Origin of the sequence: Streptomyces sp. AA4, from assembly GCF_000158875.1 — a bacterium.
Taxonomy (GTDB): Bacteria; Actinomycetota; Actinomycetes; order Mycobacteriales; family Pseudonocardiaceae; genus Amycolatopsis.
In genome coordinates, this window is record NZ_GG657746.1 from 7385304 (window position 1) to 7410070 (window position 24767).

The following is a 24767-nucleotide window of genomic DNA, read 5'->3' on the forward strand; positions in this document are numbered from 1 at the left end:
ACCCCTCGGGTAGACACCGTCTACATACTTTGATAGACAGTGTCTACAAGATGAACCAGGGGTTACGGAGAGCGGAATGGGTTTCCACACGTTCGTCGCCGTCGGCGACAGCTGCGCTGAAGGGCTGGACGATCCCTACCCGGATCACAGCCGGTACCGCGGCTGGGCGGACTACGTCGCCGGGCGGCTCGCGCGCGACGAAACCTCTTTCCGGTACGCCAATCTGGCCGTTCGCGGGCGGCGGCTCGACCAGATCGCCGCGGAGCAGTTGCCCGCCGCCGAACGGCACGAGCCGGACTTGATCGCGTTGTTCGGCGGCGGCAACGACGTGATGAGCCGCGGCTGGGACGCTCGCACGGTCGCGCGTCGCGTGGACACCGCGATCCGGCAGTGCACCCAGATCGCCCCGACTGTCGTCACGTTCACCTTGAGCGACATCGCGCATCGCATGCCGATGGGCGGGCGGATGCGGCCGCGGGTCACCGCGCTCAACGACGCTATCCGCGAGGCTTCGGTCAGTTACGGCGCGAAGCTCGTCGACCTCTGGCCGGACCAGGCCGCCCACGACTCGCGTTACTTCGGGCCCGACCGGCTGCACCTGTCGCAGGCCGGGCACCTGCGCGTCGCCGGCCACGTGCTCGACCGGCTCGGCGTCGCGCACGACGGCAGCTGGCTGCAGCCGCTTCCCGGCGCTCCGGCCCCTGGCAGCGCGCTCGCTGACCTGCGCTGGCTGTGGCAGGAAGTGCTGCCGGTGGGCATCACGCGGCTGCGCAACCGCCTCACCGGCCGGTCCCCGGGCGACGGCTTCCTGCCGAAGCGTCCGGAGCTGCTGCCGGTGGCCTTCTCCGAAGCTCAGGTATGAGCGCGCGACAGCGGTTGATCCGCACCGCGGCGGATCTGCTTGTCGGCTCCGGCGTCGAGGCCGTGACGCTGCGCGGGATCGCGAAGGCAGCAGGCGTATCGCACGGTGCGCCGCTTCGCCACTTCTCGGGACGCGCGGAGCTGCTGTCGGCCGTAGCGACGCTTGGCTTCACACAGCTGCTCCATCGCGGCGCACAGTTGCCCGACGGCACCCCGCGCGAGCGCGTCACGGCCGCCTGTCACGCGTACGTCGACTTCGCGGTGGCGAACCCCGCCATGTTCGAGCTGATGTTCCGTCGCGATCTCATCGACCCGGAGGAACCAGGGTTGGTCGCAGCCAGCAGTGCCGTCTTCGACACCTTCGCCGAGCTAGTGCGTCTCGACCGCGCCGAAGCGGACGACGACCGACTGCGTCCGGGTACGGACCCTCGGCTGGTCGCAGCGTCACTGTGGGCCGCGTTGCACGGTCTCGCGCAGCTGTGGCTGTGGGGTGGCCTCGCCGGAGCCAGCTTCGCGCCTTCGCCGGAATCGGCGCTGGCGGTGACGCTCGACGCGTATCTGGGGTGAAGCTCAGCGGAGAGCCCGGAATCCTCCCCACCCCTGGCTCTCCGCCGAACATCGGGAATGGATGACCATTCGAAACCGAAGGTAACCGCTCGCTCCCCTCCGCGGAATCCTCCTTTCGCCGCAGCGGCGGGCAAACGCTGGCGGCACCCGGCCTGCCGAGGTCGCGGCACGGAAGGGGGAACCGCTGGTCAGCGCGGTAGTTTCGGTGCGTGCCGCGGCTCTGCTGGCGGTCGCAGCCGGACTATTCCGTTTCCCGGAGCAGCGCTCCACCACGGCACCCTCGGCGACCGGGGTGCGCCTGCCCGGTCCGGCGCGGGCGATAACCGAATTCGTTGCGCACCACGTGTTCCCGGCCACGACCAGCCCCGCAGCCGTCCCCGCTCCGGCGGCTGCGACGAACCGGGCGCCCAGTGTCACTCCCGAACATCTGATCGAATATTGTCGTACCCCACGCCTACCGTGCACCCCATGCCGGTCCGCACGGGCCGCGCCTGCTGGAGAGGGGGGTCATGCCCGACCACGACACGTTGCTGGAGCGCGTGCGGAAGCTGCTGGCCAAGGCCGAGGACCCGGCCGTCACGCCCGCCGAAGCCGAGCTGTACAACACCAAAGCGGCGCAACTGATCGCGCGGCACGGGATCGACAACGCGATGCTGGCCGCGTCCGGGCAAAGCGGCGACGACATCACCGTGCTGAAGCTGCCGATCTTCAATCCGTACAGCCGCGACAAAGCCAGCCTGCTCACCAGCATCGCGTACCCGTTGCGCTGCCGGACCTTGCTGCACCGAGTCGGCCAAGGGGTCGAAGAGGTCACCGTGTTCGGTTTCCGCACCGACCTCGCGCGGGTCGAGCTGCTGTTCACCAGTCTGCTGCTGCAGGCGAGCACGCAGCTCACGCGGGTGCGGCCGGAGGAACGGGTCTTCCGCGAATCGCTCGCCGCGTACCGGCGGACGTGGCTGCACGGGTTCGCGCGCGCGGTGCACGAACGATTGAGCGCGGCCGAGGAGAACGCCGCGCGGACGTATTCCGATGTCGCCGGCGGGAAGTCGGCGGAGCTGGTGGTGCGGGACCGGACCGCGTTGGTGCAGCAGGCTTTCGACCGCGAGTACGGCGACCTGCGCTCGGCGGCGCCGCGCCGGTTGTCCGGCTCGGGGTACCGGGAGGGGCACCGGGCCGGGACGCGGGCGAATCTCGACCCCGCGGCGCTCGGCCGCCGGAGGTCCGCGCTTCCGGTGCGGTGAACGTCCGTGCTGCGCATCGAAGACCTGGTCACCCGGCCGGAGCTGCGAGTTCCCGCGCTCCAGCTGGGATTCGTCGGCGGGGAGTTCCTCGGCCGAGGGCTCACTGCCGGGCTGGCCAGCTCGCAGCGGATCGCCGCGCACTGGCCCGAGTTCTTCGTGGTCCTGCTCGACGACGGCGTTCCGGTAGCGCGGGCGGCGGCGATTCCGGTCGCCTTCCCGGCCCCGGAACGGCCCGAACTGCCTGACCACGGCTGGGACGGCGCTCTCGTCTGGGCGGCCGAAGACCATCTCGACGGACGGGAACCCACCACGCTTGTCGCGCTGGAGGTGTACGTCACGGAATCCGCGCGCGGACAAGGTGTTGCCGCGCAAGCGCTGGCGGAGCTGAAGAACCGGGCACGCCGGGCTGGGCTCAACCGGCTGGTCGTGCCGGTGCGGCCGACCGGCAAGCCACCCCTGGAGTCCATTGTGGACTACCTGGCCCGGGGCACCGATCCGTGGCTGCGCAGTCACGAGCGGCTGGGCGCGGAGTTCCGGAAGGTCGCGCCGTTCGCGATGACCGTCACCGGCACGCTCGCGCAATGGCAGCAGTGGACCGGTGTCCGGCTCAACGACGGCCACACCGTCGTGCCCGGCGGAATCGCGCCAGTGCTGGCGTCGACGGAACAGGATCTGGGCGTCTACGTCGAGCCGAACGTCTGGTACGAACACCCGCTCTGACTAGGCCTGCTCCCAGCTGGGCAGCCAGACCCCGTCGCCCGGCTCCAGCCCGGTCACCAGGTAATCGCGCAGTTTCCGCACGTCCGGATGCGCGGGTTCGCGTCGCCACAGCAGCGACATCGGGTACACCGGCGTCGGGTCGACCACCAGCACCCGGCGGAGGTCGTACTCGTCCGGCCAGAAGTACCGCGAGCCGGCGCCGACGAAGGTCGACAGGTCCGGCGAGGTCGCCAGTTCGTCGAGCATCGTCTCGTTGCCGAAGACCGGGCCGGACACGTCGATGTCCAGGTCGAACGCCTCGGCCAGCTCCGCGTAGTACGCGCCCCATTCCATGTTCGCCGACAGCCCCGGCATCCAGATCCGGTGGCCGGCCAGTTTCGCGATCGGCACCGACGGCAGGTCCGCGAACGGATGCCGCGGGCCGACCAGCAGCTCGTGCGCGTCGTAGTCCACCACTCCGCTGGTCACGCCGCCGGGCAGGTCGCGTTTCCGCACTCCGCGGAACGCCGCGTCGACCGAACCGGACGCGACCGCGGCGACGGCGGCGTCGAAACTCAGCTCCGCGCCGGTGGTCACGACCTCCAGCTCCACCTCGGGGAACGCCCGGTGGAAGCTCAGCGCCAGCTGCGCCGACCTGGTCCGCCGGTTCAGCACGTCCACCCGCAGCGGGCGCTTCTCCGGACGCACCGCGGCGAGCGCGCGTTTCTCCGCGTCGAGGAGCACCCGCGCGTGCGGCAGAAACGCCTCGCCGTCGCTGCTCAACCGAGCCCCGCGCGCGGTTCGGGTGAACAACTGCACGCCTAGCTCGCGTTCCAGCGCACCGACGCGTTTGGACACAGCCTGCTGCGTGATCCCCAGCTCCGCGGCCGCTTCCTGGAACTGCCCTCCGTCCACGACCGCGACGAAGGTCCGCACGAATTCCAGCTCCACGGGCCAATCCTAAGCGCTCGCGCCGCCGGGCGCGGACCCTTGCGCTAACCCCGCTACTTGTCTGAGGAGTTGTGCTACGCTCCCTCTCGATGTTCACGCGCTTCCTTCTCCTTCGCCGCCACGGCGGGGCCTGACCGGACCGGCCCCCCGCCGTGGGGCGAGCACGCGCGCCGGTCGATTCCGACCACCTGAAGGACCGCACATGAACACCGTTTGGAACCGGCAGCGAGCCTCCCGCATGCCGTCGCACCGCTACCGCGACGTCTACCAGCGCGTCGACGTCCCCAACACCGACCGGGCCTGGCCCGGCAACCGGATCACCCAGGCCCCGCTCTGGGTGCCGGTCGACCTGCGCGACGGCAACCAGGCGCTGGCCGAACCGATGGACCCGGCGCGCAAACGCCGGTTCTTCGAGCTGCTGATCGGCATGGGGTACAAGGAAATCGAGGTCGGCTACCCGTCGGCGTCGCAGACCGACTACGACTTCGTCCGGCTGCTCGCGGAAACCGACCTGGCCCCGGAAGACGTCACCATCGTCGTGTTCACACCGGCGCGGCGGGACCTGATCGAGCGCACCGTGGAGTCCGTTCGCGGCATCCGCAACGACGTCGTGATCCACCTGTACACCGCCACCGCGCCGACCTGGCGCACGGTGGTTCTCGGCCACGATCGGGCGTCACTGAAAGAACTGATCCTCACTGGCGCCCGCGACGTTCTGCGCGCGACCGGCGACCTGCCGAACGTCCGCTTCGAGTTCTCGCCCGAGGTCTTCAACCTCACCGAACCCGACTACGTGCTGGAGATCTGCGACGCGGTCACCGAGACGTGGCAGGCGAGCCCGGACCGTCCGGTGATCCTGAACCTGCCCGCGACGGTCGAGATCGCGACGCCCAATGTGTACGCCGACCAGATCGAGTACATGCACCGCAACGTCGCGCGCCGCGATTCGGTGATCCTGTCCGTGCACCCGCACAACGACCGCGGCACCGGTGTCGCCTGCGCCGAACTCGCCGTGCTGGCCGGGGCCGAACGCGTCGAGGGCTGCATTTTCGGCAACGGCGAACGCACCGGGAACGTCGACCTGGCGACGCTCGCGCTGAATCTGCACGCACAGGGCGTCGACCCGATGATCGACTTCTCGGACATCGACGAGATCCGCCGCACCGTCGAGTACTGCAACCGGATCGAGGTCCACGCCCGGCATCCGTACGTCGGCGACCTCGTGCACACCGCGTTCAGCGGCACCCACCAGGACGCGATCAAGAAGGGCTTCGCCGAACACCACGCCCGCGCCGCGGAAACCGGCGTGCCAGCCCGCGACCTGGACTGGCGCGTCCCGTACCTGCCGATCGACCCCGCCGACCTCGGCCGCGACTACGCCGCCGTCATCCGGGTCAACTCGCAGTCCGGCAAGGGCGGAATCGCGTATCTGCTGGAAAGCGAGTACGGCATCACGCTGCCGCGCCGACTGCAGATCGATTTCGCGCGCCGCGTCCAAGAGCACACTGACGGTTCGGGCCACGAGGTGACCGCGACCGAACTGTGGCAGCTCTTCGAGGCCGCCTACCTCCAGCCGAATCCGGCAATCACGTTGTCCCGCTTCGAAAATTCGGCCGACGAGCACACCAGCATCACGCTGTGCGTCGACGGAATCGAGCATCCGAGCACCCACACCGGAACCGGACCGGTCGAAGCCCTCACCGCGGCGCTCAGCGAACACGGGCGGAAGGTGGACATCGTGGCCCTGCACCAGACGAGCATCGGGTCCGGGAATGACAGCGAAGCGTTGACGCTGCTGGAATACCGGACCGACGGCGGTACACAGTGGACAGCTGGACGCGATCGTTCGGTACTCGCGGCCAGCCTGACCGCGGTGGTGAACGCGGCCTGAGCCACGGCGGTGCGAGCGTGCCCTGCGCTCGCACCGCCTCAGCCGCTACCCCGAAGAAACGCCAGCACCGCCAACACCCGGCGGTTCGCGTCGTCCGTCGGCGGCAAGTCGAGTTTCGAGAGGATGCTGCCGACGTGTTTGCCCACCGCGGCGTCCGACACCACCAAGCGCCGGGCAATCGACGCGTTGGAGTGCCCCTCGGCGATCAGCGACAACACTTCCCGTTCCCGCGCCGACAAGCGGGCGAGCGGGTCGGCCCGGCGGCGCAGCAGTTGGCGCACCACCTGCGGATCCACCGCTGTGCCGCCGTCGACGACCTGGCGCAGCGTCCCGATGAAGTCCTCGACGTCGACTACCCGGTCCTTGAGCAGGTAACCGACCCCGCGGCCCTCGGCGGAGTCGAGCAGGTCGGCCGCGTGGTGGTGTTCGACGTATTGACTCAACACCACCACCGCCAGCTCCGGCCGCGTGCGCCGCAGTTCGACCGCGGCGCGCAGGCCCTCGTCCGAATGGCCGGGCGGCATCCGGATGTCGGTGAGCACCAGGTCTGGATCGTGCTCGCGCACGGCCGCGTGCAGACCCTCGGCATCACCGACCGCGGCGACAACCTCGAAGCCGAACCGTTCCAGCAACCCGCACAATCCCTCGCGCAGCAGCACCTCGTCTTCGGCGAGGACGACTCGCATCGGCTCTCCCCTCAGCACGGCAGCTCCACTCGCACGACCGTCGGCCCGCCGACCGGACTGCGCACCCACATCCGCCCGCCCAGCACGGCAACCCGGTCGCTCAACCCGGTGATCCCCGTGCCGCGCGAAGGATCAGCACCGCCGGCTCCGTTATCCCACACCTCAAGGGTAAGCATCCGACCGACAATTCCGGCGGTCACCGAGGCACAGCTGGCCGCGGAATGCTTCGCGACGTTCGTCAGCGACTCGGCGACCACGAAGTAGGCAGTGGATTCCACGGACTCCGGCAACCGCTCCGGCACCGCCACGTCCACCGTGACCGGCACCGCGCAAGCATCGGCGAGTTCCTCCAGCGCGGCGGGCAAACCGAGTTCGGCCAGCGCCCGCGGATGGATTCCGTTGATCAGCTCACGCAGCTCGATCATCAGCTTCTTGGCCTGATCATGCGCGTCCGACACCGCTCTCGCCGCCTCCGAATCCGGCGGCAGATCCACCTTCGCGAGCCCCAACTGCAGGCTCAGCCCGACCAGCCGCTGCTGCGCACCGTCGTGCAGATCGCGTTCGATGCGCTTGCGTTCCGCGTCGAACGCCGACAGCAGCCGGGTGCGAGATTGCGACACCTCGGTGAGCTCGCCGCGAAGCTTCTCGGCGGCTCCGTCGGTGAGCAGCGCACGGGCCAGCATCGCATGCAGGCCAGCGAATCCGGACAACAGGTAGCCCGAAACAACGAGCAGCACCACCCCGGCCAGCGCGTACGGCACCGCCCCTCCGGGAGTGGAAACCTCAGTGAAGCCAACGGAAATCGTCTCATTCGGACCGACGAGCAGCGGACTTGCCACCAGAATCACGGCGAAGAACGCGACCATGCCAGCCACCGAGTACAGCGCCGGAATCGCAGTGCACAGCAGAACCGCGTATCCGAGTTCGCGCCACGACGCCGGTTCCGTGTACCGCGCCCGCATCCGGGGCCACCAGCCCACCTCACGGATTGGTCCAAAGGGGACAGTCACCGGGTTGAGGTCGACCATGCGCAACCGCTGCCGTTCGACCCCGGCCACCACCGCCGCCCACGCCGGACCCGCGCTCAGGAACACCAGCATCCCGAACACCGAGAACACCGCGACCAGCCCCAGTTCCGAAGTCTGCCCGTGCACGACTCGGCTGACCAGCACCGCGAGCGGCAACAGGCAGAACCCGAACGGCAGACCGAACAGCAGCGTCATCGGGCCGGTGCTGAGGCCGTAGAGCAGCGCTCGCCACGGCCAGGAGGAAATCAGGAATGTCCGATGCGCCAAGGCATCCAGCATTGTGCGCGGTTTCGCGGTCGCAGAGACGGTAGCCACGTGATCCAGATTAGCCAGCGGGTTGTCCGGTTTCGATCAGCTTGCCCGTAGTCTCCGAGGTGGGGCTAGGCATACCACGGCGGCAGGTTGCCCGCCCGAGTGAGCAAGCGGCGCAACGGCGTACGCGTGAACATCCCCATCACCATCGCGTTCCGCCGCGCCTGTCTCGCCGTGCTCGGAGCCCACTGCTTGAGCGTCGCCTGGCTCGCGTCGCGCTGTCCCCAGCGGACGAACCGGCGCATCCGGGTTTCGTAACCGCCGAGGTCGCCTGCCTCGATCGCCTCCGCCAACGCCTCTGCGCCCATGATCGCCATCGCGGTGCCGAGCCCGGTCATCGGCGAGCCTGCCCACGCCGTATCGCCGAGCAGCACGGCTCTCCCAGCGGACCACGCCGGAGCGGTGACCTTCACCAGCTCGTCGCAGTAAAAACCGGGGTCGTGCGCGATCGCGTCGAGCACGGACGGCAGGTGCCAATCGTCCGCGATCCCGGCCTGTTCGATGCTGTCCGCGAGGAACTTCCGCTGCGCCGCACCGTCTCGGACAAGGTCTTCGCGACGCGGTGTTCGTACCGCGAGCAACGCTTGGCCACCGACGCGGCCTGGCCGGATGGCCACCATCACCCCGCCGCCGACGGCGAACATCCGCATGTCCGAGCCGAATTCGCGCGGGTACGGCACCGCGACGAAGGCAAGATAGCCGCCCAGGTACTGCGCCTCGGCCGCGGGAAACAACCGCGCCCTAGTGGACGACCGGGTGCCCTCGGCGATCACCAAGAGATCCGCGTCGATCCGTCCGCCGCAGTTGGTCTCGACCCGCACACCAGCGGCGCCGACCTCGGCGTGCACCAGGTGTTCTCCATAGTGGACGTCCGCCGCGGACGCCTTCTCCAGTACCGCGTTCAAATCCTCGCGACCGATCTCGACGTCGGCAACGATCCCGCCGACCTGCGCGGGCATCCGCCACAGCTCGCGTCCGTCCCGGCCGACCGCGACCATCCGCTCCTCTGCCACCCGCACCGCGAGCACGTCGTCGAGCAACCCCCATTCGCGAAGCACCTCCTGGCTGTGCCCGCGCAGGTCCACCGTGTGGCCGCCGATCCGCGGCCCGTCCGCGCGTTCGAGCACGGTGGCGCTGATCCCCCGACGGCCCAGCGCGACCCCGAGTGCGTTGCCAGCGATCCCGCCTCCGCTGATCACGATCCTTGGTGTTTTCACTGGTCCGACGGTAGCGCCGGATTAGTACATTGTGCAAGACGTTGTGCGATACGCTGTGCAAGACCTCGTCTGAGACACCGGGGTAAGGTGGCTGCCGTGGGTAACCGTGAGGATCTTCTGGAAGCCGCTCGCGTCTGCTTGCGCGAACGAGGCCTGAGCACAACCGCGCGCGACATCGCGTCCGAAGCCGGCGTCAGCCTGGCCGCGATCGGCTACCACTTCGGGACGAAAGACGCGCTGCTCGCGCAAGCCGCCACCGAAGCCATCGGCGACGCACTGGGCGCCTGGATCGAGAACACCCTCCGCGAGACCCCGGCCGGAGCCGACCCGGGCCGGACCTTCGCCGAGTTCTGCGGACGACTGCCCGAGGCGTTCGCCTCAGTGCAGCCCCACCTGCTGACGTCGCTGGAACACCTCACGCGCCTTGTCCGCACCGGCGATCCGCAAACGACGATGGCCCCGGCGATGCGGCAAAGCACCGATGCCCTCGCCAAGATCCTCGGCGCCGTTCACCCGCAGCTCTCGCCGTCCGAAGTGGACGGTCTGGCACAGCTGTACCACGCGGTGCTCAACGGCGCGTCCCTGATCTGGCTCGCCGCACCGGATTCCGCGCCCACCGCCGATCAGTTCCAGCACGCCGTCTCGGCCTTGACTTCGAGTTAACTTGAGGTCTTACTTTCGGCGTCGTGACCGAAACGACTGACGCCGCAGTACGGCGCCCACCGCGATCCCTGCTGGCGACGCTGCTCGGCGTCAGCACCATGACCATCATGGCCAGCGCCACGATCACGCCCGCCTTGCCGGGCATGGAACGGCATTTCGCCGCCGAACCGCACGCGGAGCTTCTCGTCCGGCTGGTGCTCACCCTGCCCGGGCTGGCGATCATGGTGTCCGCGCCGTTGCTCGCCAAACTGAGCGGACGGACCGGACGCGTGCCGGTGCTGCTCGCCTGCCTCGCCCTCTACACCGTCGGCGGCGGATCCGGCCTGCTGCTGGATTCACTCCCCGCGCTGCTCGTCGGACGGGCCGTGCTCGGGATCGGCATCGCCGGGATCATGACCACGTCGACCGCGTTGATCGCCGACCACCACGCCCCCGAGGAACACGGCCGAGTGCTCGGTTTGCAAGGCGCGGCAATGGGTTTCGGCGGCGTCGTCGCGCTGCTGCTCGGCGGGGTGCTGGCGGCGGTGGACTGGCGGGGACCGTTCGCGATCTACCTGCTGGCGATTCCGATGCTGGCGCTCGTCCTGCGCTTCGTGCCGGACGCACCCGTCCAGCCGGCCGACCCGACGGACACCACCGCCGCGTCGCCGTGGCAACCGCGGCTGCTCGGGCTGTACGCGCTGGTCTTCATCGGTGTCGTCGTCTTCTACACCGTTCCGACGCAGGCCCCGTTCTGGCTGGCCGAGGTCGGCGGCGCGGGACCGGCCGTCGCGGGAGCCTTGATCGCGGCGGTCAACCTGGTGATGACCCTGGTGGGACTGAACTTCCGCCGGCTGCGCGCCCGCTGGTCCTTCCCGGCGCTGGCCATCGCGATGTTCGCCGCGTTCACCGTGGGACTGATCGTGCTCGGCACCGCCGGTGCGCTGTGGACCGCCGCAGTGGGCATGGTCGTGGTCGGACTGGGCATCGGGCTGCAGAACCCGACCCTCAACGGCTGGCTGGTTTCGACCGCGTCGCCAGGCGCCCGAACCCGGTCGCTGGGGCTGCTGACGTCCGCGTTGTTCCTCGGACAGTTCTCGTCGCCGCTGATCGCGCAGCCGGTGATCGACGCCGTCGGAATGGGGACGACGTTCGTTCTAGCTGGAGCTTTGGCCGCGGTCGTCGGCATCGGCGTGGCTGTCGTCCATCGGCGATGACACATAATCGACGACCTGCGCGTGCGTAGCGAACCAAACCCCGTCGTGCGAGGCGATGTGCTCCAGCAACTCGGCGAGAATCGTGATACGAGAACGATGTCCGATGAGGTGCGGATGCATGGTGAGCTGGAAGAGGCCGCCCTCGGCCAGGGCGAGGTCGAACTCGTCGCGCCAGATCGGCAGCACTTCCCGCGGCGGGGTGTACGGGCGCTGCGAGCCGTGGCGGTTCATCGTGAAATACGGCGCGTCGTCGCGGATCCATTCCACCGGAAGCTCGACCATGCCGGTCGGTTCGCCGTCGGCGAGGATTTCGTAGCAGTCGTTGTCCGCCATCAACGAGGAGTCGTAGGCCAAGCCGAGTTCTCGGATGATCGCCAGCGAGCTTTCGGAGAAGTCCCACGACGGGGTGCGGATGCCGACCGGACGCGTGCCGGTGAGCCGTTCCAGCGTGTCCGCCGCCCGGAAGGCGAGGTCGCGTTCCGCCGAGGGAGGCAGTTGCGCGTTGCTCTCGTGGATCCAGCCGTGCAGCGCGACCTCGTGCCCAGCGTCCACATAGGACTGTGCCTCGCCGTCGTGCAGCAACGCCGACACCGCGGGCATGAAGAACGTCGACGGCGCCCCGAACCGCTCAAGCAGCTTCAACACTCGCGGCACGCCGACCCGTGCGCCGTACTCGCCTTGCGAGAGCTTGCCCGGCAACACGTGGCCGTCGCGCAGCGAGATCGTCTCGTGGTCGGAATCGAACGACAACGCCACGGCCACCCGCGCCCCGCCCGGCCAGGACTCCGGCCGCAACGGCCGCCCGGCGCGTACGCGATCGACATGGCCGCGCCAGGTCTGCTCGCTCCACTGCCACGGTTCGGTCATGATTCCTCCCCCTGCGACGCGAGGCTTCATCGTATCGCTGTGCCACGATGAGGCACATGCACGACGAAGAGGCCGACAAGCGGTCCAGCGGGGTCCGGACGATGAACAGTGTCCTCAGCACGCTGCGAGTGTTCGAGGAAGTCGCCCAGCGACAGCCGATCGGCGTCTCGGAGCTGGCGCGATGCACGGAAATCCCGAAGAGCACCGTGCAGCGCGGCCTGATCACGCTTCAGCAGGCCGGATGGCTGAAGGTCGTGGACGAGGAACGCGCACGCTGGGGGGTCGCGCCGAGGGTGCTGGCGCTCGGGTTGCGCGACTGCGGAAAGCCGGACCTCAAGGAGGTCGCCGAGCCGGTTATCAAGCGGCTCGCCGCCGAGACGAACGAGACCGTCATGCTGGCCGAACGCGACGGCGACAGCCTCGTCGTCGTCGCCAGCCAGCACACCGACCAGATCGTGCGAGTCGTGCTCGACGTGGGCACGCGGGTTCCGCTGCTGGCTACGTCCGGCGGTACGGCGATCATGGCGCTGCTCGACGAAGCCGAGATCGAAGAGTTGTTCACCCACGAACTTCCGGAGTTCGCGCAGCAGCCGGATTTCGTCGCGCTCCGCCGCGACATCGCGCTGACCGCGAAGCGGGGTTACGCGCTCAACGGATCCTCATCGTGGTTCCGCCCGCAAGTGTCGTCGATCGGGGCGGCCATCACCGACCAGGCTGGACGCCCGGTGGCGACGATCACCCTCGCCATTCCCGACACGCGCTACACCCGCTCGCAAGAGAAGACCTTCGCGCCGCTGGTCGTGGCCGCGGCGGCCGAGGTCAGCCGCTTGCTCGCCGAAGACTGAGACGGAGTGTGCCGCAGTGCGGAATGAGGCGTACCGTACTGTGGCATGAGCGAGTTCAGCGCCTCCCGCGCGGAGTTCCCCGAAACCACCCCGTTGCGCTTGCGCGACGTCACCTTCCGCAATCGCGTCTGGATGTCCCCGATGGCGCAGTACGCGGCCGGTCCGGACGGGCTGCCGACCGAATGGCACCTGGCGCACTACGGCCCCCGCGCGATCGGCGGCGTCGGACTGGTCATGGTCGAGGCCACCGCGATCAGCCCGGACAACCGGTGCACCGCCGCCGATCTCGGGCTCTGGAACGAGGAACAGGCGCTCGCGCACCGGAAGCTGACCTCGTTCGTATCCGGCCACGGCGCGGTGCCCGCGGTGCAACTGAACGCCGTCGGCCGCAAGGGATCGCACCAGGTCCCGTGGGTCGGCGCCGGACAGAACGGCCCGGTGCCGGTCTCCGCCGGCGGCTGGGAGCTGATCGCGCCGTCGGCGATCCCGTTCGGGGACCTGGCGATGCCCCGCCCGGCCACCGCGGCCGACCTGGACCAGGTCGTCGAGGACTTCGCGCACGCGACCCGGATGGCCGAGCTGGCCGGTTACCAAGCCGTCGAAATCCATGCCTCGCACGGCTATCTGCTGCACCAGTTCCTGTCCCCGCTGTCCAATCGCCGCACCGACCAGTACGGCGGAAGCGCGCAGAACCGGATGCGCTTCCCGCTGCGCGTCGCCCGCGCCGTGCGGGAGGCGTTCCCCGAGGACAAGCCGGTGTTCGTCCGCATCACCGCCACCGACTGGGTCGAGGGCAGCATCGCGCTCGACGACGCCGCGGAGTTCGCCAAGGAACTGGCGGCCGTCGGGATCGACCTTCTCGACGTCACCTCCGGCGTGCTCGTGCGCGATCGCGGAGCGCGGCCGCCGAACCAGGAAGGCGTGAACGTCGAATTCGCCGCCGCGCTCAAGGAATCGTCCGGGCTGGCCGTCGCGCCGGTCGGCCAGATCACCGATCTGGCGGCGGCGGGCCAGATCATCCGCTGGGGCAAGGCCGACGCCGTCCTGATGGGCCGCTCGCTGCTGCGCGACCCGTACCTCGCCCTGCGAAACCAGCCCCAAGAGGCCTGGCCCGTCCGCTACCACCGCGCTTTCTGAGGAGCAGTCGCGTGAACCGCGAAACCCGCCGCCCGGACGGCACGCAAATCCATTACACCGCAACCGGTCCCGCCGACGGGACCGCCTTGACGCTCATCCACGGCTGGGGCTGTGACCGCGGCGACTTCGACCCGATCGTCGAACACCTTCCGCCCGACGTCCGTGTGCTGGCCGTCGACCTCGCCGAGCACGGCGACTCCCGGTCGGACCGCGACACGTGGACCATCGAGGAATTCGCCCGCGACGTGGCCGCCGTGCTGGCCGCCGAAGCGGTCGAATCCACTGTCGTGGCCGGGCATTCGCTCGGCGGAGCGGTCGCGGTCGAGACCGCCCGGCTGCTCCCGGACACGGTCACCCAGGTGATCGCGCTCGACGCGTTGCACTACCTGAACTTGTTCCCCGCGCAGAGCGAGGAGGACGTCCAAGCGTTGCTGCGGCCGTTCCGGGAAGACTTCGCCGGCGCGATGCGCGGCATGGTCGAGGGCGGCTCGCCGGAAGGCACCGATCCGTCCTTGGTGGACAGATATACCGAGAAGATGGCCTCGGTACGTCAGCCAGCGGGTCTGCACTCGCTCGAAGGTCTGGCGCGCTGGGACCTCGACGCGGCGCTGCGCGAAGTCGCCCAGCCGGTCGTGTTGTACGCCGTGCGCTCGATCATCGCCCAGGAGGCGATAGACCGCTACGGCGACCGGATCCGGATCGAACTGGTCGACCTCGGCAGCCACCACTTCCCCGTCGAATCCCCTGCGGAGACTGCGAAACTCCTGGCCAGCGAGCTTTAGGCCCGCCGTCCGCCATCGACCGACAGCGTCGTCCCGGTGACGTACGACGCGGCGTCCGAGCAAAGCCAGACCATGGCCGCGGCGGCTTCTTCCGGCGTCGCCAGCCTGCCGAGCGGAGTGATCGCCTCCTGCCGGGCGATCATGCCGGGGTCACCGGCCCACTGGTCGAACCCCGGCGTCCGCGTCGGCCCCGGGCACACCGCGTTGACGCGGATGCCGTCCGCCGCGTAGTCCACCGCCGCGACCTTGGTCAGGCCGACAATCCCGTGCTTCGTCGCGACGTACGCCGGCGCGTTCGGGATCGCGTACAACCCGCCGTTGGACGCGACGTTCACGATCGCGCCACCGTGGAGGTGCGGCAGTTCGTACTTCAGGCACAGGAAAGTCCCGGACAGATTCACCTGCACGACGCGTTCGAACTCGGCGAGGGTCAGCTGGTCGACGCGTTGGCGGGACGACACCCCGGCGTTGTTGACCGCGAAGTCGAGTCCGCCGTACGCCTCGACCGTCTGCTTGATCGCGGCCTGTACCGAAGACTCGTCGCCGATGTCGACCTGGACGGCCAGCGCCTCCCCGCCGTCCTTCTTGATCAGCTCGACCGTCTCCACCGCGGCGGCCTCGTCGATGTCCAGCACGCCCACCGCCGCTCCGGTGCGCGCGAACTCGATCGCCGCCGCCCGGCCGATCCCGCTGCCCGCCCCGGTGACGAGCCCGCGTCGCTGGTTCACGACAGCGACTCGTGGTTCGCCCAGGCCACCCGGTACGAATGCCGCGCCTGCCACCGGTCGATCAGCTCGTGCAGTTCGGGCGCGGCGAAGCTCTTGGCCAACGTGTCGAGGTCGGCGACGGTGACCTGGATGATCGCGGTCGCGATCAGCGCCGGAATAGCGTCCTCGCCCGGGATCGGCAGGTGCCGCCGGGTTTCGACCGACTCCGCGAACCCGGTCGCCAGCATCGCCTGTTTGATATCGCTGAGGTACTGATCCAGCTCGCCATCGGGGAGCGGCTGGTCGAACGAAACAATCATCGTGTGCGTGATCATGCTTCAAGTTTTGCCCTCGGATCGGCTGGACGTCCAAGACCGATTCGCTATTCGGCGATAACCTGGAGGCATGGCTGAACTGGAGACGCGCGAACTCGAGTACTTCCTGGCAGTCGCCGGCGAACTGCACTTCGGCCGCGCCGCCGTGCGGTTGTCGATCGCTCAGCCCGCGCTGTCGAAGGCGATCCAGCGCATCGAAAACCGGCTCGGCGTGCAGTTGTTCACGCGCTCCAGCCGCCATGTCGAACTGACCGCGGCCGGCGAGGCGCTGCAGGAACACGGACGACACGCACTGAACGCGGTCAGCGCCGCCGCCCGCAACGCCCGCCGCGCCGGGGAGAGCCACCTGCGCCTGGTGCTCAAACCGGGCGGCGACGCCGGACTGCTGTCCGGAATCCTCGCCGAATACTCCCGCCATCCCGACGCCCACCAGGTCGACATCCTCTTCAGCGGCCCCGCCGACCGCACCGACTTCCTCCTCAGCGGCCGCGCGGACGTCGGCCTCCTGTTCGTCCCGTTCGACGACCTGACCGGGCTCGCCTCCGAACCCCTGCACGCCGAGGACCGCGTCGCCATCCTCCCCAGCACGCACCGGCTGGCGCAACGCTCGTCCGTCCGGCTGTCCGATTTGGACGGTGAAACGCTGCCGTCGTGGAAGGGCGTGCCCGGCGTCGAAGGAACCGGCCCCCAGGTGGCCGACGTGGTTCAGCTGCTGCACCTCGTCTCGCTGGAGCGGATGGTCGGGGTGCTGCCGCGCTCGCTGGTCGACCAGGTTCCGCCGGGGGTGGTCTGCGTGCCGATCGGGGACGCCCCGCCCAGCCAGCTGGTACTCGCGTGGAACGAACAGGACCGGCGGCCCCAGGTGGCTTCGTTCGTCCGCGCGGCACTGGATTCGGTTCGGTGAAGCGCGGTAATTCCGTGCCGCCCGGCGGCGCGGAGTGTCATGCTGGCCTGCGTGGAGGACATCATCGCCGCGGTCGGCCCCCGGCTCCGGCACTTCCGGCGGCAACGTAACTGCACCCTGGACGAGCTGTCCACCGCGACCGGCATCTCGATCAGCACGCTCTCCCGTCTGGAATCCGGCCAGCGCAAGGCCACCCTCGAACTGCTGCTCCCGATCTCCCGCGCGCACCGGGTCCCGCTGGACGAACTGGTCGGCACCTCGCCGCTGCAGCCGGTCACGCGCAGCGATCGGATCGTCGTGCCGCTCACTCAGCGGCCCGGCCAGTTCCAGTCGGCGAAGATGATCTTCGACGCCGCCCGATGCGAGCCCGACCCGCGCACTCATCCCGGGCACGAGTGGTTCTGCGTGCTCAGCGGCAAGGGCAGGCTCGTGCTCGGCGACCACGACGTCGTCCTCAAGGCGGGCGAGGTCGCCGAATTCGACACCCGGATTCCGCATTGGTTCGGCAGCACCGGCGAGGGGCCGGTCGAAATCCTCAGCATGTTCGGCAAACAGGGCGAGCGCATCCGCGTCCGGGCCAGGACGCGCTGATTGCTCCGTTCGGCGGCATAACCTCGGGCGCGCGCGAAAACTTATGCCCGCGCTGACCTGCGCCGACCCGAACACCCCGTCGAAAGTCGGTGCCTGGCACCGAAAATCCCGACCTAACATCCGTGTCCCGCGGACGGACCCCCTTTTCCCTCCGCGCGTTTCCTTCGCCTACGACGAGGAGATGCACCGATGCGGAAACTCTTCGCCCTGCTCACTTCCGCCCTGGCGGCCGCGGCCGTCGTCGCCGGCAGCCCGCCGGTTTCCGCGGCTCCGGACAGCGGGGTGGTGCCCGGGCTGACCGGCGCCGCCGCGAAGGCCGCCGCCGGGACCGCGGCGGACAAGTTCCTCCGGTTACGCCACGAAAAGGCCGGCCGCTCGGTCAAACCGCGGCTCGACGCGCAGCAGCACACTTTCTGGGGCCCCGAACCACAACTTTCCAGCGGCGCGGACGGAATTCTCGTCACGCACAGTGTCGTTCCCGATCTCCGCCTCTCGAACAGCGCGGACGTCGTCTACGCCCCGACGGTCAAGCCCACCGGGCATTCCTGCATCGAGGTCGTCACCGCGTACGGGCTCGACCAGGGCGGTCAGGTCTGGGCCTGGGACTGGTGCGGGACAGTCGGACCCGCGAAGGTCGTCCCGCTGGACGACTCGTTCCTGTCCACCTACACGTCCACAGTGGACGGACACCCGGCGTTCACCGTCCAGGAAGTCCAGACCGACGCGGGCGCCAACAGCTGGACCGCCTCGCTCTACAACGTGAAGACCGGCAAGTGGGACGACCTGTTCTCGCAAAGCGGGAGCGACCAGAGCACCCTCAACGAGGGCTGGGACATCTTCGAGCTGTACTCGACCGTCGACCCGTCGACCGGCCAGGCCTACTACTGCTCGGACGCCAAGGGCAAGGTGTTCGAATCCAGCCAGCTGCAACTGCGCATCGGCGGCCAGTGGACGCCCGCGACGGAGTCGAACTCGCCGTTGCAGCCGACCGCCAACCCGAACCCCAGCGACTACAGCTGCTCGTCGCTGCAGTTCGAGGTGCCGACGCCGAACAGCAACTGGCGCGTCACCGTCTAGCCCCCGCCCCGGCAGGAGTGCGGTGCCACCAGCGGTCGAACGCGGCACTGCACCCCTGCCGGTTGGCGTAATCACGAGCCACCTGCTGAGATATCTCGCCGACCCGGTCCGCGACCATCGTGCCCGGCCGGTAGCACAACCGCAGCTCCTGCCACAGCGGCGCGTCCTCGATCGCCCGCACCACGATCCCGTCCTGCCGGTCCTCCCGCGTCGCCAACGCCGGCGCGACCGCCATGCCCTCGCGCACCAGATCCAGCAAAGTAGCCAGACATTGCGGCCGGTGCGGCTGATCCAGCACCACGCCGTGCTGTCGGCAGACTTCCTGCAGGTACACCGACCATCGGGTCGTCCACGGCGGATCGTCCGCCCAGGGATACGCGGCAAGTTCCGCCAGCGGTATCTCGCCGCTCGCGGCCAGCGGATGCTCTTCGGCCAGAATCACGAAAACCGGCTCCCGCGCTTGTACCACGAGACTCTCGACGCCGTCCGGAACGAGCCGATCCGGAAGCGGCGCGAGGTAAATCAGCGCGAGGTCGAGGTCCCCGTCCGCGAGCGCCGCCAACGTCCGGGCCTCGTCCTGTTCCTCGTGCACCCGGACCGACGGACACCACGGCTGATCCCGCAACCACCTTGCCAACGCGAGATGCAGAAACCCGCTGTACCCGCCGAGACGAACCGCCCCCGCCGACTCCCGCCGCGCGCCCGCCCGCTCGGTCAGCGCCGACATCCCGGCCAGCACCGCGCGTGCGTCCGCGACGACGTCCTCCCCGAGCGCCGTCGGCACACAGCCGGTCGGCGATCGCGCGAACAGACTCCCGCCGACCGACCGTTCGACGCGCCGCAGCAACCCGGACAACGCAGGTTGAGACACGTGCAACGCTTTGGCCGCGCGAATGAGACTGTGCGTGTCGGCGATGGCCACGAGCGCGCGCAGGTGGCGCAGTTCCAGCTCCATGACTCCTCCGGCCGCGACCCCTCGCCCGGTCACTGTAACGCCGAAGATCGGGAGGAATTACCGACGCGAGTCGGTACTCGGCCGGAAACTCACTCCGAAGGCTGCCAGGCGGCGGTCAAGTCGCGGCACACCACGAAAACCGACCCGGCGTGGAACCCGATCTCGTGGCTGCAGCCGTGCTCGTGCGGCAGGATCTCGTCCAGCGCGAGGGTGCCCAGCCGGACGATCTCCGGCTGCTTCTCGCCGACCTCCACCGAGAACGTCAGCACGTCCTGGTACCGGATCTCGAGCGGCGCGGCGTGCGAAAACGGACTGTGCGCGAACCGCAGTACGACGTCGACCGTCTCACCCTGGTCCGCGTAGTCGATTCCGGCCAGCTTCAGGTCCTTCACCGAGTACGCGGAACTGAAGTCGTAGTGGTGCGGGTCCGTCGCGAACTCCCGCGCCCCCGGCGGAAGCTCGTCCGCCAGCTCCGGCAGTTTCGCCAGGTACTGGGTCGCGTCGAAGGGCAGCGCCACATACTTCATGTTCATTCCTTGCACTTGCCGGTGATCCTGGGCCGCTTCCACTTGTCGCCGGACAGATCGGCGCGGCCTTTCTCCGGAAGACGCCCGTCCCGGCGCATCTCCTCGATGGAGAGGTTGCGCAGTCTACCTTCCAGATGCGGCGGAATATCGTCCGGCGCGGACGCGGGCTTGCCGTGCTTGTTGAACCAGCCCTCGCTGCCCCACAGCCCCTTCTCCTCGCCGTTGCGGTACACGTGGATCTCGAAGTCCGAACCGCCGCCGATCGGGAACCGGTCGATGCCGAGCCGCCAGCCGTCGCTGTGGTCGATCCAGCGCCGCTGGTTGGCCGACAGCCCGAACGGGTCGAGCCAGCTGGTCGGGTTCGCCACGTACGCGTGCGGGTTGTCGCCGCCGTGCAGGCCGAGCGGGTCGGGCGAGGCATACCGGCCGGTCTCCGGGTCGTAATAGCGGAAGTAGTTGTAGTACAGGCCGCTTTCCTCATCGTGGTACTGGCCGGGGAACCGCATCGGCACGGAAACGCCACCCTGGCTTGCCCCGGCGCGGTATCCCCAGAGGGTCCGGTCGGCGTGCCAGGCGACGTTTCCGCCCGGGTCGATCAGCTCGGTCGCGGCACCGGCGAAGTCGGTGACGATCGCGTAGAACTCCTCGTCGACCCGGTCTTGCGGGCGGTCCGCGGCGATCGTCCGTTCGCGCTGGGCGAGCGGACGGAACTCGGCGGAATCCCAGTCCCACGTCGTCACCCGGCCCGCGGCGACCTGTTCGGCCAGCACGTGGCCGTCCCACAGGAAATCCACCCGGCCGGCGACCGAACCGTCGGCGGCGAGCCGGAGTTTCGCGATCCGGCGGCCGAACGGGTCGTACAGGTACCGCCAGCGCACGCCGTCCGGAGTCGCCAATTCGACCAGCTGATCGTCGGGATCCCAGGAGTAGCGCCAGACCGCGGGCGGCCGGGACAACCGCTTCTTGTGCGCCAGCACGACCCGGCCCTGTGCGTCGTACTGGTAGCTGACCGGTCCCGCCTCGCGCAGCAAGGTGCCGGCGTAGCCGCGCGGGCCGGACAACGCGCTCGCCGCGTGCGGATGCCCGTGCTCGGCGTGCCGCACGTTCCCGCTCGCGTCGTACTGGTACGACTCGTGCCAGCCAGCACCCGTCACCCGGGTCGCCCGCCCCAGCGGGTCGAGGTCGAACCGGCGCGCCCCGGTGAGCTGGTCCTCGATCGCCGAGACCACCCCGTCCGCCCGGAACTGGAACGCGCGGTGCTGGGTACGCCGCGCCGATCCGGCGGCTCCCGCCCGCCCGGCGACGGTGCTCACGGTCTGCGCGACCAGCCGGTCGTTGCTGTCCCAGGACTGGGCCAGCATCGCCCCGCTGTCGAGGAGCCATTCCACGAGATGCCCGGCCGGGTCGTAGCTGAACGACATCGTGCGCGCCGCGGTGCGCAACGAGGTCGGCCTGCCCGCCGCGTCGTAACCCCACCAGCTTTCCGCACCGGCGTGGGTCCGGCGCGCGATCCGCCTGCCCGCCGCGTCGTAGCGGGAAGAGACGGTCCGCCCGTTGCCGGTTTCCGCGAGCACCCGGCCGAGCGGATCGCGCTGCAGAACCACTTCCGACGCTTCGTTGGCCGCGCGCACGACCTGCCGGGCCGCGTTGTACTCGAACCTCGACACCCCGCCCGCGTGCCGCCGTTCGACGACGTTGCCCAGCAGGTCGTAACGGAATTCGACGGTCTCGCCGGCCCCGTTCGTCTGGCTGGTCAGCTGCCCCGCGGCATCGTAGGCGTACCGCACTTCCCGGCCGTTGTAGTCGATCTCCCGGATCAGCTTCCCGGCCTCGTTGTACTCGTAAGACCAGACGAGGCCCTGCGGATTGGTCGTGGACAGCAGGCGCATTTCCGTGTCGTAGCGGAATTCGTACCTCCCGCCGTCCGGTTCGAGCTGCGCGGCGGGCAGGTCGAAATGGGTCAGCCACGTCTTGGTCGTCTGCCCCAGCGCGTCGACGTAGGCGACCTCGTTGCCCTCCGCGTCGCGGATCCACCGCTCGACGCTGCCGTCGGGCATCGTCCGGGAACTGAGCCTGCCCTCCACCGTCCACCGGAACCGCCGCACCTGGCCGAGCGGATCACTGATCTCGCTCGGCCTGCCGAACGGATCGCGCACGCAGCGGGTCACGCCGCCGAGCGGATCGGTGATCTCGACCGGCAGCCCGGCCGCGTCGGCCCGGATCCGCCGGACGTTCCCCAGCGCGTCGGTGACCGACGTCAGGTGCCCGCGTTCGTTCCGGCCGTAGCTGACGACCGCGCCGGCGGGATCGGTCAGCGCGACCGGATTGCCGCGCTCGTCGTAGGCGTAGCGCCAGACGCCGCCGTCCGGATCGATCCGCACCACTGGAAGGTCGAACTCGCCGTAGGTGACCAGGGTCTGGCTGCCGTCCGGGCGTGTCGCCGTCACCAGGTTGCCGCGGTCGTCGTAGCCGTAGGCGGTGGTCCGGCCCAGCGGGTCGACCGTCGCGGCCAGCCGGTCGTAGCCGTCCCAGACCTGGCGGGTCTCGTTGCCGAGCGGATCGACCTGGCGGATCAGCTGCCGCCGCTCGTTGAAGCAGTGCCGCGTGACCCGGCCCTGCGAATCGGTCTCGACGGTCAGCCGGTTTTCGTCGTCGTACTCGAGCGTGCCGGACACCGCGCCGCCGGATCCGTCGGTGGCGACGCACCGGCCGCGGTGGTCGTATTCGTAGGAATACCATTCCCCGTTCCGGTCCACCCATTTCGTTACCCGGCCGGCGTGATCGTATGCGAAGGCATAAGGCTTGCGCGACGAGTTGACGACCTCCCGCAGCCTGCCAGCTTCATCGTAATCGAAGCTCACCAACGGAATCGGGTCCGCCGCGGTCCCGCCCAGCCGCAGCGAACGCACCAGCCCCGCCGAGCTTTCGACCAGCACCTCGTACCCGCCCGAATGCCGGACGTTGGTCACGACCCCGGTGTCGTCGCGCACGAACACGATCTCGTTGCCGTTGCGGTCCGCGATCCGGGCGAGATGCGCGGTGTTTCCGTTGCCGGCGGGGAAATACAGAGTGGTTCCGTCAGCCGTGCGGTCGAGGGAGAAGCCGTCGGGCCGCCGGGTGAGCAACCAGCGGGGTCCGAACAGCGGGCTGACCGGCCGCCCGTCCGCCGGTGGCGCGGGGAAGGTCACGATGGCACCGTCCGGTGCCGCGTAGTAGACGGCCTCGCCGTCGGTGACCACTCGCTGGTCGAGAGTCGAAGCCCAGGACGGGCCGAACATCCGGCCGGACCGGTAAGCCGAGATGTGCGTGCGCTCCAGCACGAGCGGCAGCACGCCGTCGAGCGTGACGTCGAACTGCACCAGGAACATGTCGCCGGTGGCGAGGTCGATCGGTTCCCGGCCGCCGCAGCGTCCGTTGGCCTCTTGTTCGGCTCCGGGTTTCTTGCCGTCCTGGCTGAGCGGATCGGAGTCGTTTCCCTTGGGCTTGCCCGGATTCGCGCCGTCGTCGCCCGGAGCGTTCGCGCTCGCCGGGTCGGTGCCGTCCTTTCCGCCGGGCGGTTCGTGGTCGCCGGGACTGTGCTCGCCGGGCTTGCCGGAATGCGGTTCGTCGGCCGAGGACACGTGGGTCGCATCGCCTTCACCCGGCCTGCCGTGCAATTCGGCGAGAACCTTCTTGATCGACGCGAAGATCTCCTCGAGCTTCGACATCAGCGGCCGCAGCTTCTCGACCGAATTGATCAGCTTCTTGATCAGCGCGCCGATCTTCTCCAGCCAAGCCGACACCTGCTCGACGACCTGCGCGACCACGACCGGCGTGCCGAGCCCGAGCGAGCACACCTCCTCCAGCGCGTCCTGGATGAAGTCGCCGACCGCCTGGGTGATCATGTCGCGGACCAGGCAGCGCACCGCGGCGGTGATCACGCCGACGACCTCGACCACCGTGCTGATCGTGTTCGCGCACGTCGCGGCGGCGTTGATGTGGTCGATCTTCTTCCCGATATTCGCCCGGTACGCGTCGGCCGCCGCGCCCTTCCAGTTCGCGGTGTCCTGCTGGACCGTCGCGGCCAGATCCTTCGCCGCCTGCTGCGTGGCTTTCCCGATGTTCTTCCAGGTCTCCGAATACGCCGAGATCTGGTCGCCGTCCCCGGCCAGCTGGTTGAGCGCGTCCTGCAACGGCTTCACGTGCTCGATCAGCCAGTTCAGCCCGTAGGAGATCAGCGTGCCGACCGGATTCATCACGACGGTCAGCATGTCCAGCCCGGCCCCGAGCGCGGAGATCCCCGCGTCGACCCACGAACCGGACTGCACCCCGTCGTACACGCCCGCGGCGTCGTCGAGGATGTTGATCCCGCTGTGCCAGGTGGTCGAATCCTGCCGCTGTGCCACCAACGGGTTGCTCACGAGAGCTTCTTCCCGAGACCGGCGATGGTTTGCGCGTGGTTGTGCTCGGCGTTCTGATAGGTCGTCACGGCCTGGTTCACCGTTTGCGCCACCTGGCCCATCGCCTGCTGCGCCAACGCCAGCGTCGCCAGCCCAGGCGCGCTCACCGCGAGCACGATCGGCACGAACAGCGGGCCGGTGATCATGCCGTACGCCTGCACGCCCATCGTCACCTGCTCCGCCGCGGACAACGCCTGCCCCAGCGTTTTGCCGACCTGTTCCACGGCTTTCGCGTGCTTGGCCAGTTCGTCCGGGTGGACCTCGTAACCGCTGGAACCTGTCATCGGAC

24 protein-coding genes are annotated in these 24767 nt (G+C 69.2%); 13 read left to right on the forward strand and 11 right to left on the reverse strand.

The window, feature by feature from the left end:
• Nucleotides 1-76: 76 nt before the first annotated feature.
• The 4 genes from SSMG_RS33565 to SSMG_RS33580 all read left to right on the forward strand — a co-directional run bounded on the left by SSMG_RS33565 (nucleotide 77) and on the right by SSMG_RS33580 (nucleotide 3389).
• Nucleotides 77-862 carry an SGNH/GDSL hydrolase family protein gene (locus SSMG_RS33565; RefSeq protein ID WP_009083494.1) on the forward strand — a complete coding sequence of 262 codons (786 nt, stop codon included), beginning with the start codon at nucleotides 77-79 and terminating at the stop codon, nucleotides 860-862.
• A 14-nt stretch (nucleotides 863-876) separates the two neighbouring features.
• A complete protein-coding gene (locus SSMG_RS33570) occupies nucleotides 877-1428 on the forward strand; it encodes a TetR/AcrR family transcriptional regulator (protein WP_286156993.1) in 552 nt (183 codons plus the stop codon).
• Between the two features lie 509 nt (nucleotides 1429-1937).
• Nucleotides 1938-2669, forward strand: coding sequence for a DUF2786 domain-containing protein (locus SSMG_RS33575; RefSeq protein ID WP_009083497.1), 732 nt, complete (start codon nucleotides 1938-1940; stop codon nucleotides 2667-2669).
• Nucleotides 2670-2675: 6 nt separating this feature from the next.
• On the forward strand, nucleotides 2676-3389 hold the full coding sequence (locus tag SSMG_RS33580; protein ID WP_009083498.1) for a GNAT family N-acetyltransferase: 714 nt from the start codon (nucleotides 2676-2678) through the stop codon (nucleotides 3387-3389).
• Here SSMG_RS33580 and SSMG_RS33585 read toward each other — a convergent pair whose 3' ends face one another.
• Nucleotides 3390-4319, reverse strand: a complete 930-nt coding sequence (locus SSMG_RS33585) for a LysR family transcriptional regulator (protein WP_009083500.1) — start codon at nucleotides 4317-4319, stop codon at nucleotides 3390-3392. It lies immediately after the preceding gene.
• A gap of 202 nt (nucleotides 4320-4521) precedes the next feature.
• Here SSMG_RS33585 and SSMG_RS33590 point away from each other — a divergent pair, with 202 nt between their 5' ends.
• Complete coding sequence (locus tag SSMG_RS33590) at nucleotides 4522-6210, forward strand: 2-isopropylmalate synthase (protein ID WP_009083502.1); 1689 nt, start codon at nucleotides 4522-4524, stop codon at nucleotides 6208-6210.
• Nucleotides 6211-6248: 38 nt separating this feature from the next.
• Here SSMG_RS33590 and SSMG_RS33595 read toward each other — a convergent pair whose 3' ends face one another.
• The 3 genes from SSMG_RS33595 to SSMG_RS33605 all read right to left on the reverse strand — a co-directional run bounded on the left by SSMG_RS33595 (nucleotide 6249) and on the right by SSMG_RS33605 (nucleotide 9453).
• On the reverse strand, nucleotides 6249-6896 hold the full coding sequence (locus SSMG_RS33595) for a response regulator transcription factor (protein ID WP_009083503.1): 648 nt from the start codon (nucleotides 6894-6896) through the stop codon (nucleotides 6249-6251).
• An 11-nt stretch (nucleotides 6897-6907) separates the two neighbouring features.
• Nucleotides 6908-8239, reverse strand: a complete 1332-nt coding sequence (locus tag SSMG_RS33600) for a sensor histidine kinase (RefSeq protein ID WP_199841107.1) — start codon at nucleotides 8237-8239, stop codon at nucleotides 6908-6910.
• A 65-nt stretch (nucleotides 8240-8304) separates the two neighbouring features.
• Nucleotides 8305-9453 (reverse strand): NAD(P)/FAD-dependent oxidoreductase, encoded by a 1149-nt coding sequence (locus tag SSMG_RS33605; protein ID WP_009083506.1) that lies wholly within the window; start codon nucleotides 9451-9453, stop codon nucleotides 8305-8307.
• Nucleotides 9454-9549: 96 nt separating this feature from the next.
• Here SSMG_RS33605 and SSMG_RS33610 point away from each other — a divergent pair, with 96 nt between their 5' ends.
• Nucleotides 9550-10116 (forward strand): TetR/AcrR family transcriptional regulator, encoded by a 567-nt coding sequence (locus tag SSMG_RS33610; protein WP_037715704.1) that lies wholly within the window; start codon nucleotides 9550-9552, stop codon nucleotides 10114-10116.
• Between the two features lie 23 nt (nucleotides 10117-10139).
• Nucleotides 10140-11312, forward strand: coding sequence for an MFS transporter (locus SSMG_RS33615; RefSeq protein ID WP_009083509.1), 1173 nt, complete (start codon nucleotides 10140-10142; stop codon nucleotides 11310-11312).
• Here the strand turns inward: SSMG_RS33615 and SSMG_RS33620 are convergent.
• Nucleotides 11253-12179, reverse strand: coding sequence for a polysaccharide deacetylase (locus SSMG_RS33620; protein WP_009083510.1), 927 nt, complete (start codon nucleotides 12177-12179; stop codon nucleotides 11253-11255). The two genes, SSMG_RS33615 and SSMG_RS33620, sit on opposite strands and share 60 nt — an antisense overlap.
• A gap of 56 nt (nucleotides 12180-12235) precedes the next feature.
• Between SSMG_RS33620 and SSMG_RS33625 the strand changes: the two genes are divergently transcribed.
• The 3 genes from SSMG_RS33625 to SSMG_RS33635 are packed head-to-tail and all read left to right on the forward strand — an operon-like array spanning nucleotide 12236 to nucleotide 14943.
• Entirely contained in the window at nucleotides 12236-13024 is a 789-nt protein-coding gene (locus SSMG_RS33625; protein WP_037715708.1) for an IclR family transcriptional regulator, read from the forward strand.
• A 45-nt stretch (nucleotides 13025-13069) separates the two neighbouring features.
• Nucleotides 13070-14161 (forward strand): NADH:flavin oxidoreductase/NADH oxidase, encoded by a 1092-nt coding sequence (locus tag SSMG_RS33630; protein ID WP_009083512.1) that lies wholly within the window; start codon nucleotides 13070-13072, stop codon nucleotides 14159-14161.
• Between the two features lie 11 nt (nucleotides 14162-14172).
• Nucleotides 14173-14943 carry an alpha/beta fold hydrolase gene (locus tag SSMG_RS33635; protein ID WP_009083513.1) on the forward strand — a complete coding sequence of 257 codons (771 nt, stop codon included), beginning with the start codon at nucleotides 14173-14175 and terminating at the stop codon, nucleotides 14941-14943.
• Here SSMG_RS33635 and SSMG_RS33640 read toward each other — a convergent pair.
• Nucleotides 14940-15671 (reverse strand): SDR family NAD(P)-dependent oxidoreductase, encoded by a 732-nt coding sequence (locus tag SSMG_RS33640; protein ID WP_234392779.1) that lies wholly within the window; start codon nucleotides 15669-15671, stop codon nucleotides 14940-14942. The two genes, SSMG_RS33635 and SSMG_RS33640, sit on opposite strands and share 4 nt — an antisense overlap.
• The gene (locus SSMG_RS33645) at nucleotides 15668-15985 is read right to left on the reverse strand and encodes a hypothetical protein (RefSeq protein WP_009083517.1); all 318 of its coding nucleotides are present in this window, start codon (nucleotides 15983-15985) and stop codon (nucleotides 15668-15670) included. The genes SSMG_RS33640 and SSMG_RS33645 overlap by 4 nt, the downstream gene beginning before the upstream one ends.
• A 70-nt stretch (nucleotides 15986-16055) precedes the next feature.
• Here SSMG_RS33645 and SSMG_RS33650 point away from each other — a divergent pair, with 70 nt between their 5' ends.
• The 3 genes from SSMG_RS33650 to SSMG_RS33660 all read left to right on the forward strand — a co-directional run bounded on the left by SSMG_RS33650 (nucleotide 16056) and on the right by SSMG_RS33660 (nucleotide 18557).
• Nucleotides 16056-16889 (forward strand): LysR family transcriptional regulator, encoded by an 834-nt coding sequence (locus tag SSMG_RS33650; protein ID WP_009083519.1) that lies wholly within the window; start codon nucleotides 16056-16058, stop codon nucleotides 16887-16889.
• A gap of 39 nt (nucleotides 16890-16928) precedes the next feature.
• Nucleotides 16929-17480: a helix-turn-helix domain-containing protein gene (locus tag SSMG_RS33655; protein WP_009083521.1), complete on the forward strand. Its 552-nt coding sequence runs from the start codon at nucleotides 16929-16931 to the stop codon at nucleotides 17478-17480.
• 189 nt (nucleotides 17481-17669) lie between these two features.
• Nucleotides 17670-18557 (forward strand): hypothetical protein, encoded by an 888-nt coding sequence (locus SSMG_RS33660; protein WP_009083523.1) that lies wholly within the window; start codon nucleotides 17670-17672, stop codon nucleotides 18555-18557.
• Here the strand turns inward: SSMG_RS33660 and SSMG_RS33665 are convergent.
• The 4 genes from SSMG_RS33665 to SSMG_RS33680 all read right to left on the reverse strand — a co-directional run bounded on the left by SSMG_RS33665 (nucleotide 18547) and on the right by SSMG_RS33680 (nucleotide 24762).
• Nucleotides 18547-19512 (reverse strand): LysR family transcriptional regulator, encoded by a 966-nt coding sequence (locus SSMG_RS33665; RefSeq protein ID WP_037715713.1) that lies wholly within the window; start codon nucleotides 19510-19512, stop codon nucleotides 18547-18549. The genes SSMG_RS33660 and SSMG_RS33665 overlap by 11 nt on opposite strands.
• A gap of 89 nt (nucleotides 19513-19601) precedes the next feature.
• On the reverse strand, nucleotides 19602-20039 hold the full coding sequence (locus SSMG_RS33670; RefSeq protein ID WP_037715715.1) for a hypothetical protein: 438 nt from the start codon (nucleotides 20037-20039) through the stop codon (nucleotides 19602-19604).
• 2 nt (nucleotides 20040-20041) lie between these two features.
• Entirely contained in the window at nucleotides 20042-24439 is a 4398-nt protein-coding gene (locus tag SSMG_RS33675; RefSeq protein ID WP_100266962.1) for an RHS repeat-associated core domain-containing protein, read from the reverse strand.
• Complete coding sequence (locus tag SSMG_RS33680; protein ID WP_037715719.1) at nucleotides 24436-24762, reverse strand: type VII secretion target; 327 nt, start codon at nucleotides 24760-24762, stop codon at nucleotides 24436-24438. The genes SSMG_RS33675 and SSMG_RS33680 overlap by 4 nt, the downstream gene beginning before the upstream one ends.
• Between the last annotated feature and the right edge of the window lie 5 nt (nucleotides 24763-24767).

Bases quoted from the DNA above. Each gene is read 5' to 3' on its own strand.
- SSMG_RS33630 (WP_009083512.1), top strand. From the start codon at position 13,070: ATGAGCGAGTTCAGCGCCTCCCGCGCGGAGTTCCCCGAAACCACCCCG.
- SSMG_RS33645 (WP_009083517.1), bottom strand. From the start codon at position 15,985: ATGATCACGCACACGATGATTGTTTCGTTCGACCAGCCGCTCCCCGAT.
- SSMG_RS33625 (WP_037715708.1), top strand. From the start codon at position 12,236: ATGCACGACGAAGAGGCCGACAAGCGGTCCAGCGGGGTCCGGACGATG.
- SSMG_RS33650 (WP_009083519.1), top strand. From the start codon at position 16,056: ATGGCTGAACTGGAGACGCGCGAACTCGAGTACTTCCTGGCAGTCGCC.
- SSMG_RS33660 (WP_009083523.1), top strand. From the start codon at position 17,670: ATGCGGAAACTCTTCGCCCTGCTCACTTCCGCCCTGGCGGCCGCGGCC.
- SSMG_RS33665 (WP_037715713.1), bottom strand. From the start codon at position 19,512: ATGGAGCTGGAACTGCGCCACCTGCGCGCGCTCGTGGCCATCGCCGAC.
- SSMG_RS33655 (WP_009083521.1), top strand. From the start codon at position 16,929: ATGCTGGCCTGCGTGGAGGACATCATCGCCGCGGTCGGCCCCCGGCTC.
- SSMG_RS33565 (WP_009083494.1), top strand. From the start codon at position 77: ATGGGTTTCCACACGTTCGTCGCCGTCGGCGACAGCTGCGCTGAAGGG.
- SSMG_RS33620 (WP_009083510.1), bottom strand. From the start codon at position 12,179: ATGACCGAACCGTGGCAGTGGAGCGAGCAGACCTGGCGCGGCCATGTC.
- SSMG_RS33595 (WP_009083503.1), bottom strand. From the start codon at position 6,896: ATGCGAGTCGTCCTCGCCGAAGACGAGGTGCTGCTGCGCGAGGGATTG.
- SSMG_RS33575 (WP_009083497.1), top strand. From the start codon at position 1,938: ATGCCCGACCACGACACGTTGCTGGAGCGCGTGCGGAAGCTGCTGGCC.
- SSMG_RS33590 (WP_009083502.1), top strand. From the start codon at position 4,522: ATGAACACCGTTTGGAACCGGCAGCGAGCCTCCCGCATGCCGTCGCAC.
- SSMG_RS33670 (WP_037715715.1), bottom strand. From the start codon at position 20,039: ATGAAGTATGTGGCGCTGCCCTTCGACGCGACCCAGTACCTGGCGAAA.
- SSMG_RS33680 (WP_037715719.1), bottom strand. From the start codon at position 24,762: ATGACAGGTTCCAGCGGTTACGAGGTCCACCCGGACGAACTGGCCAAG.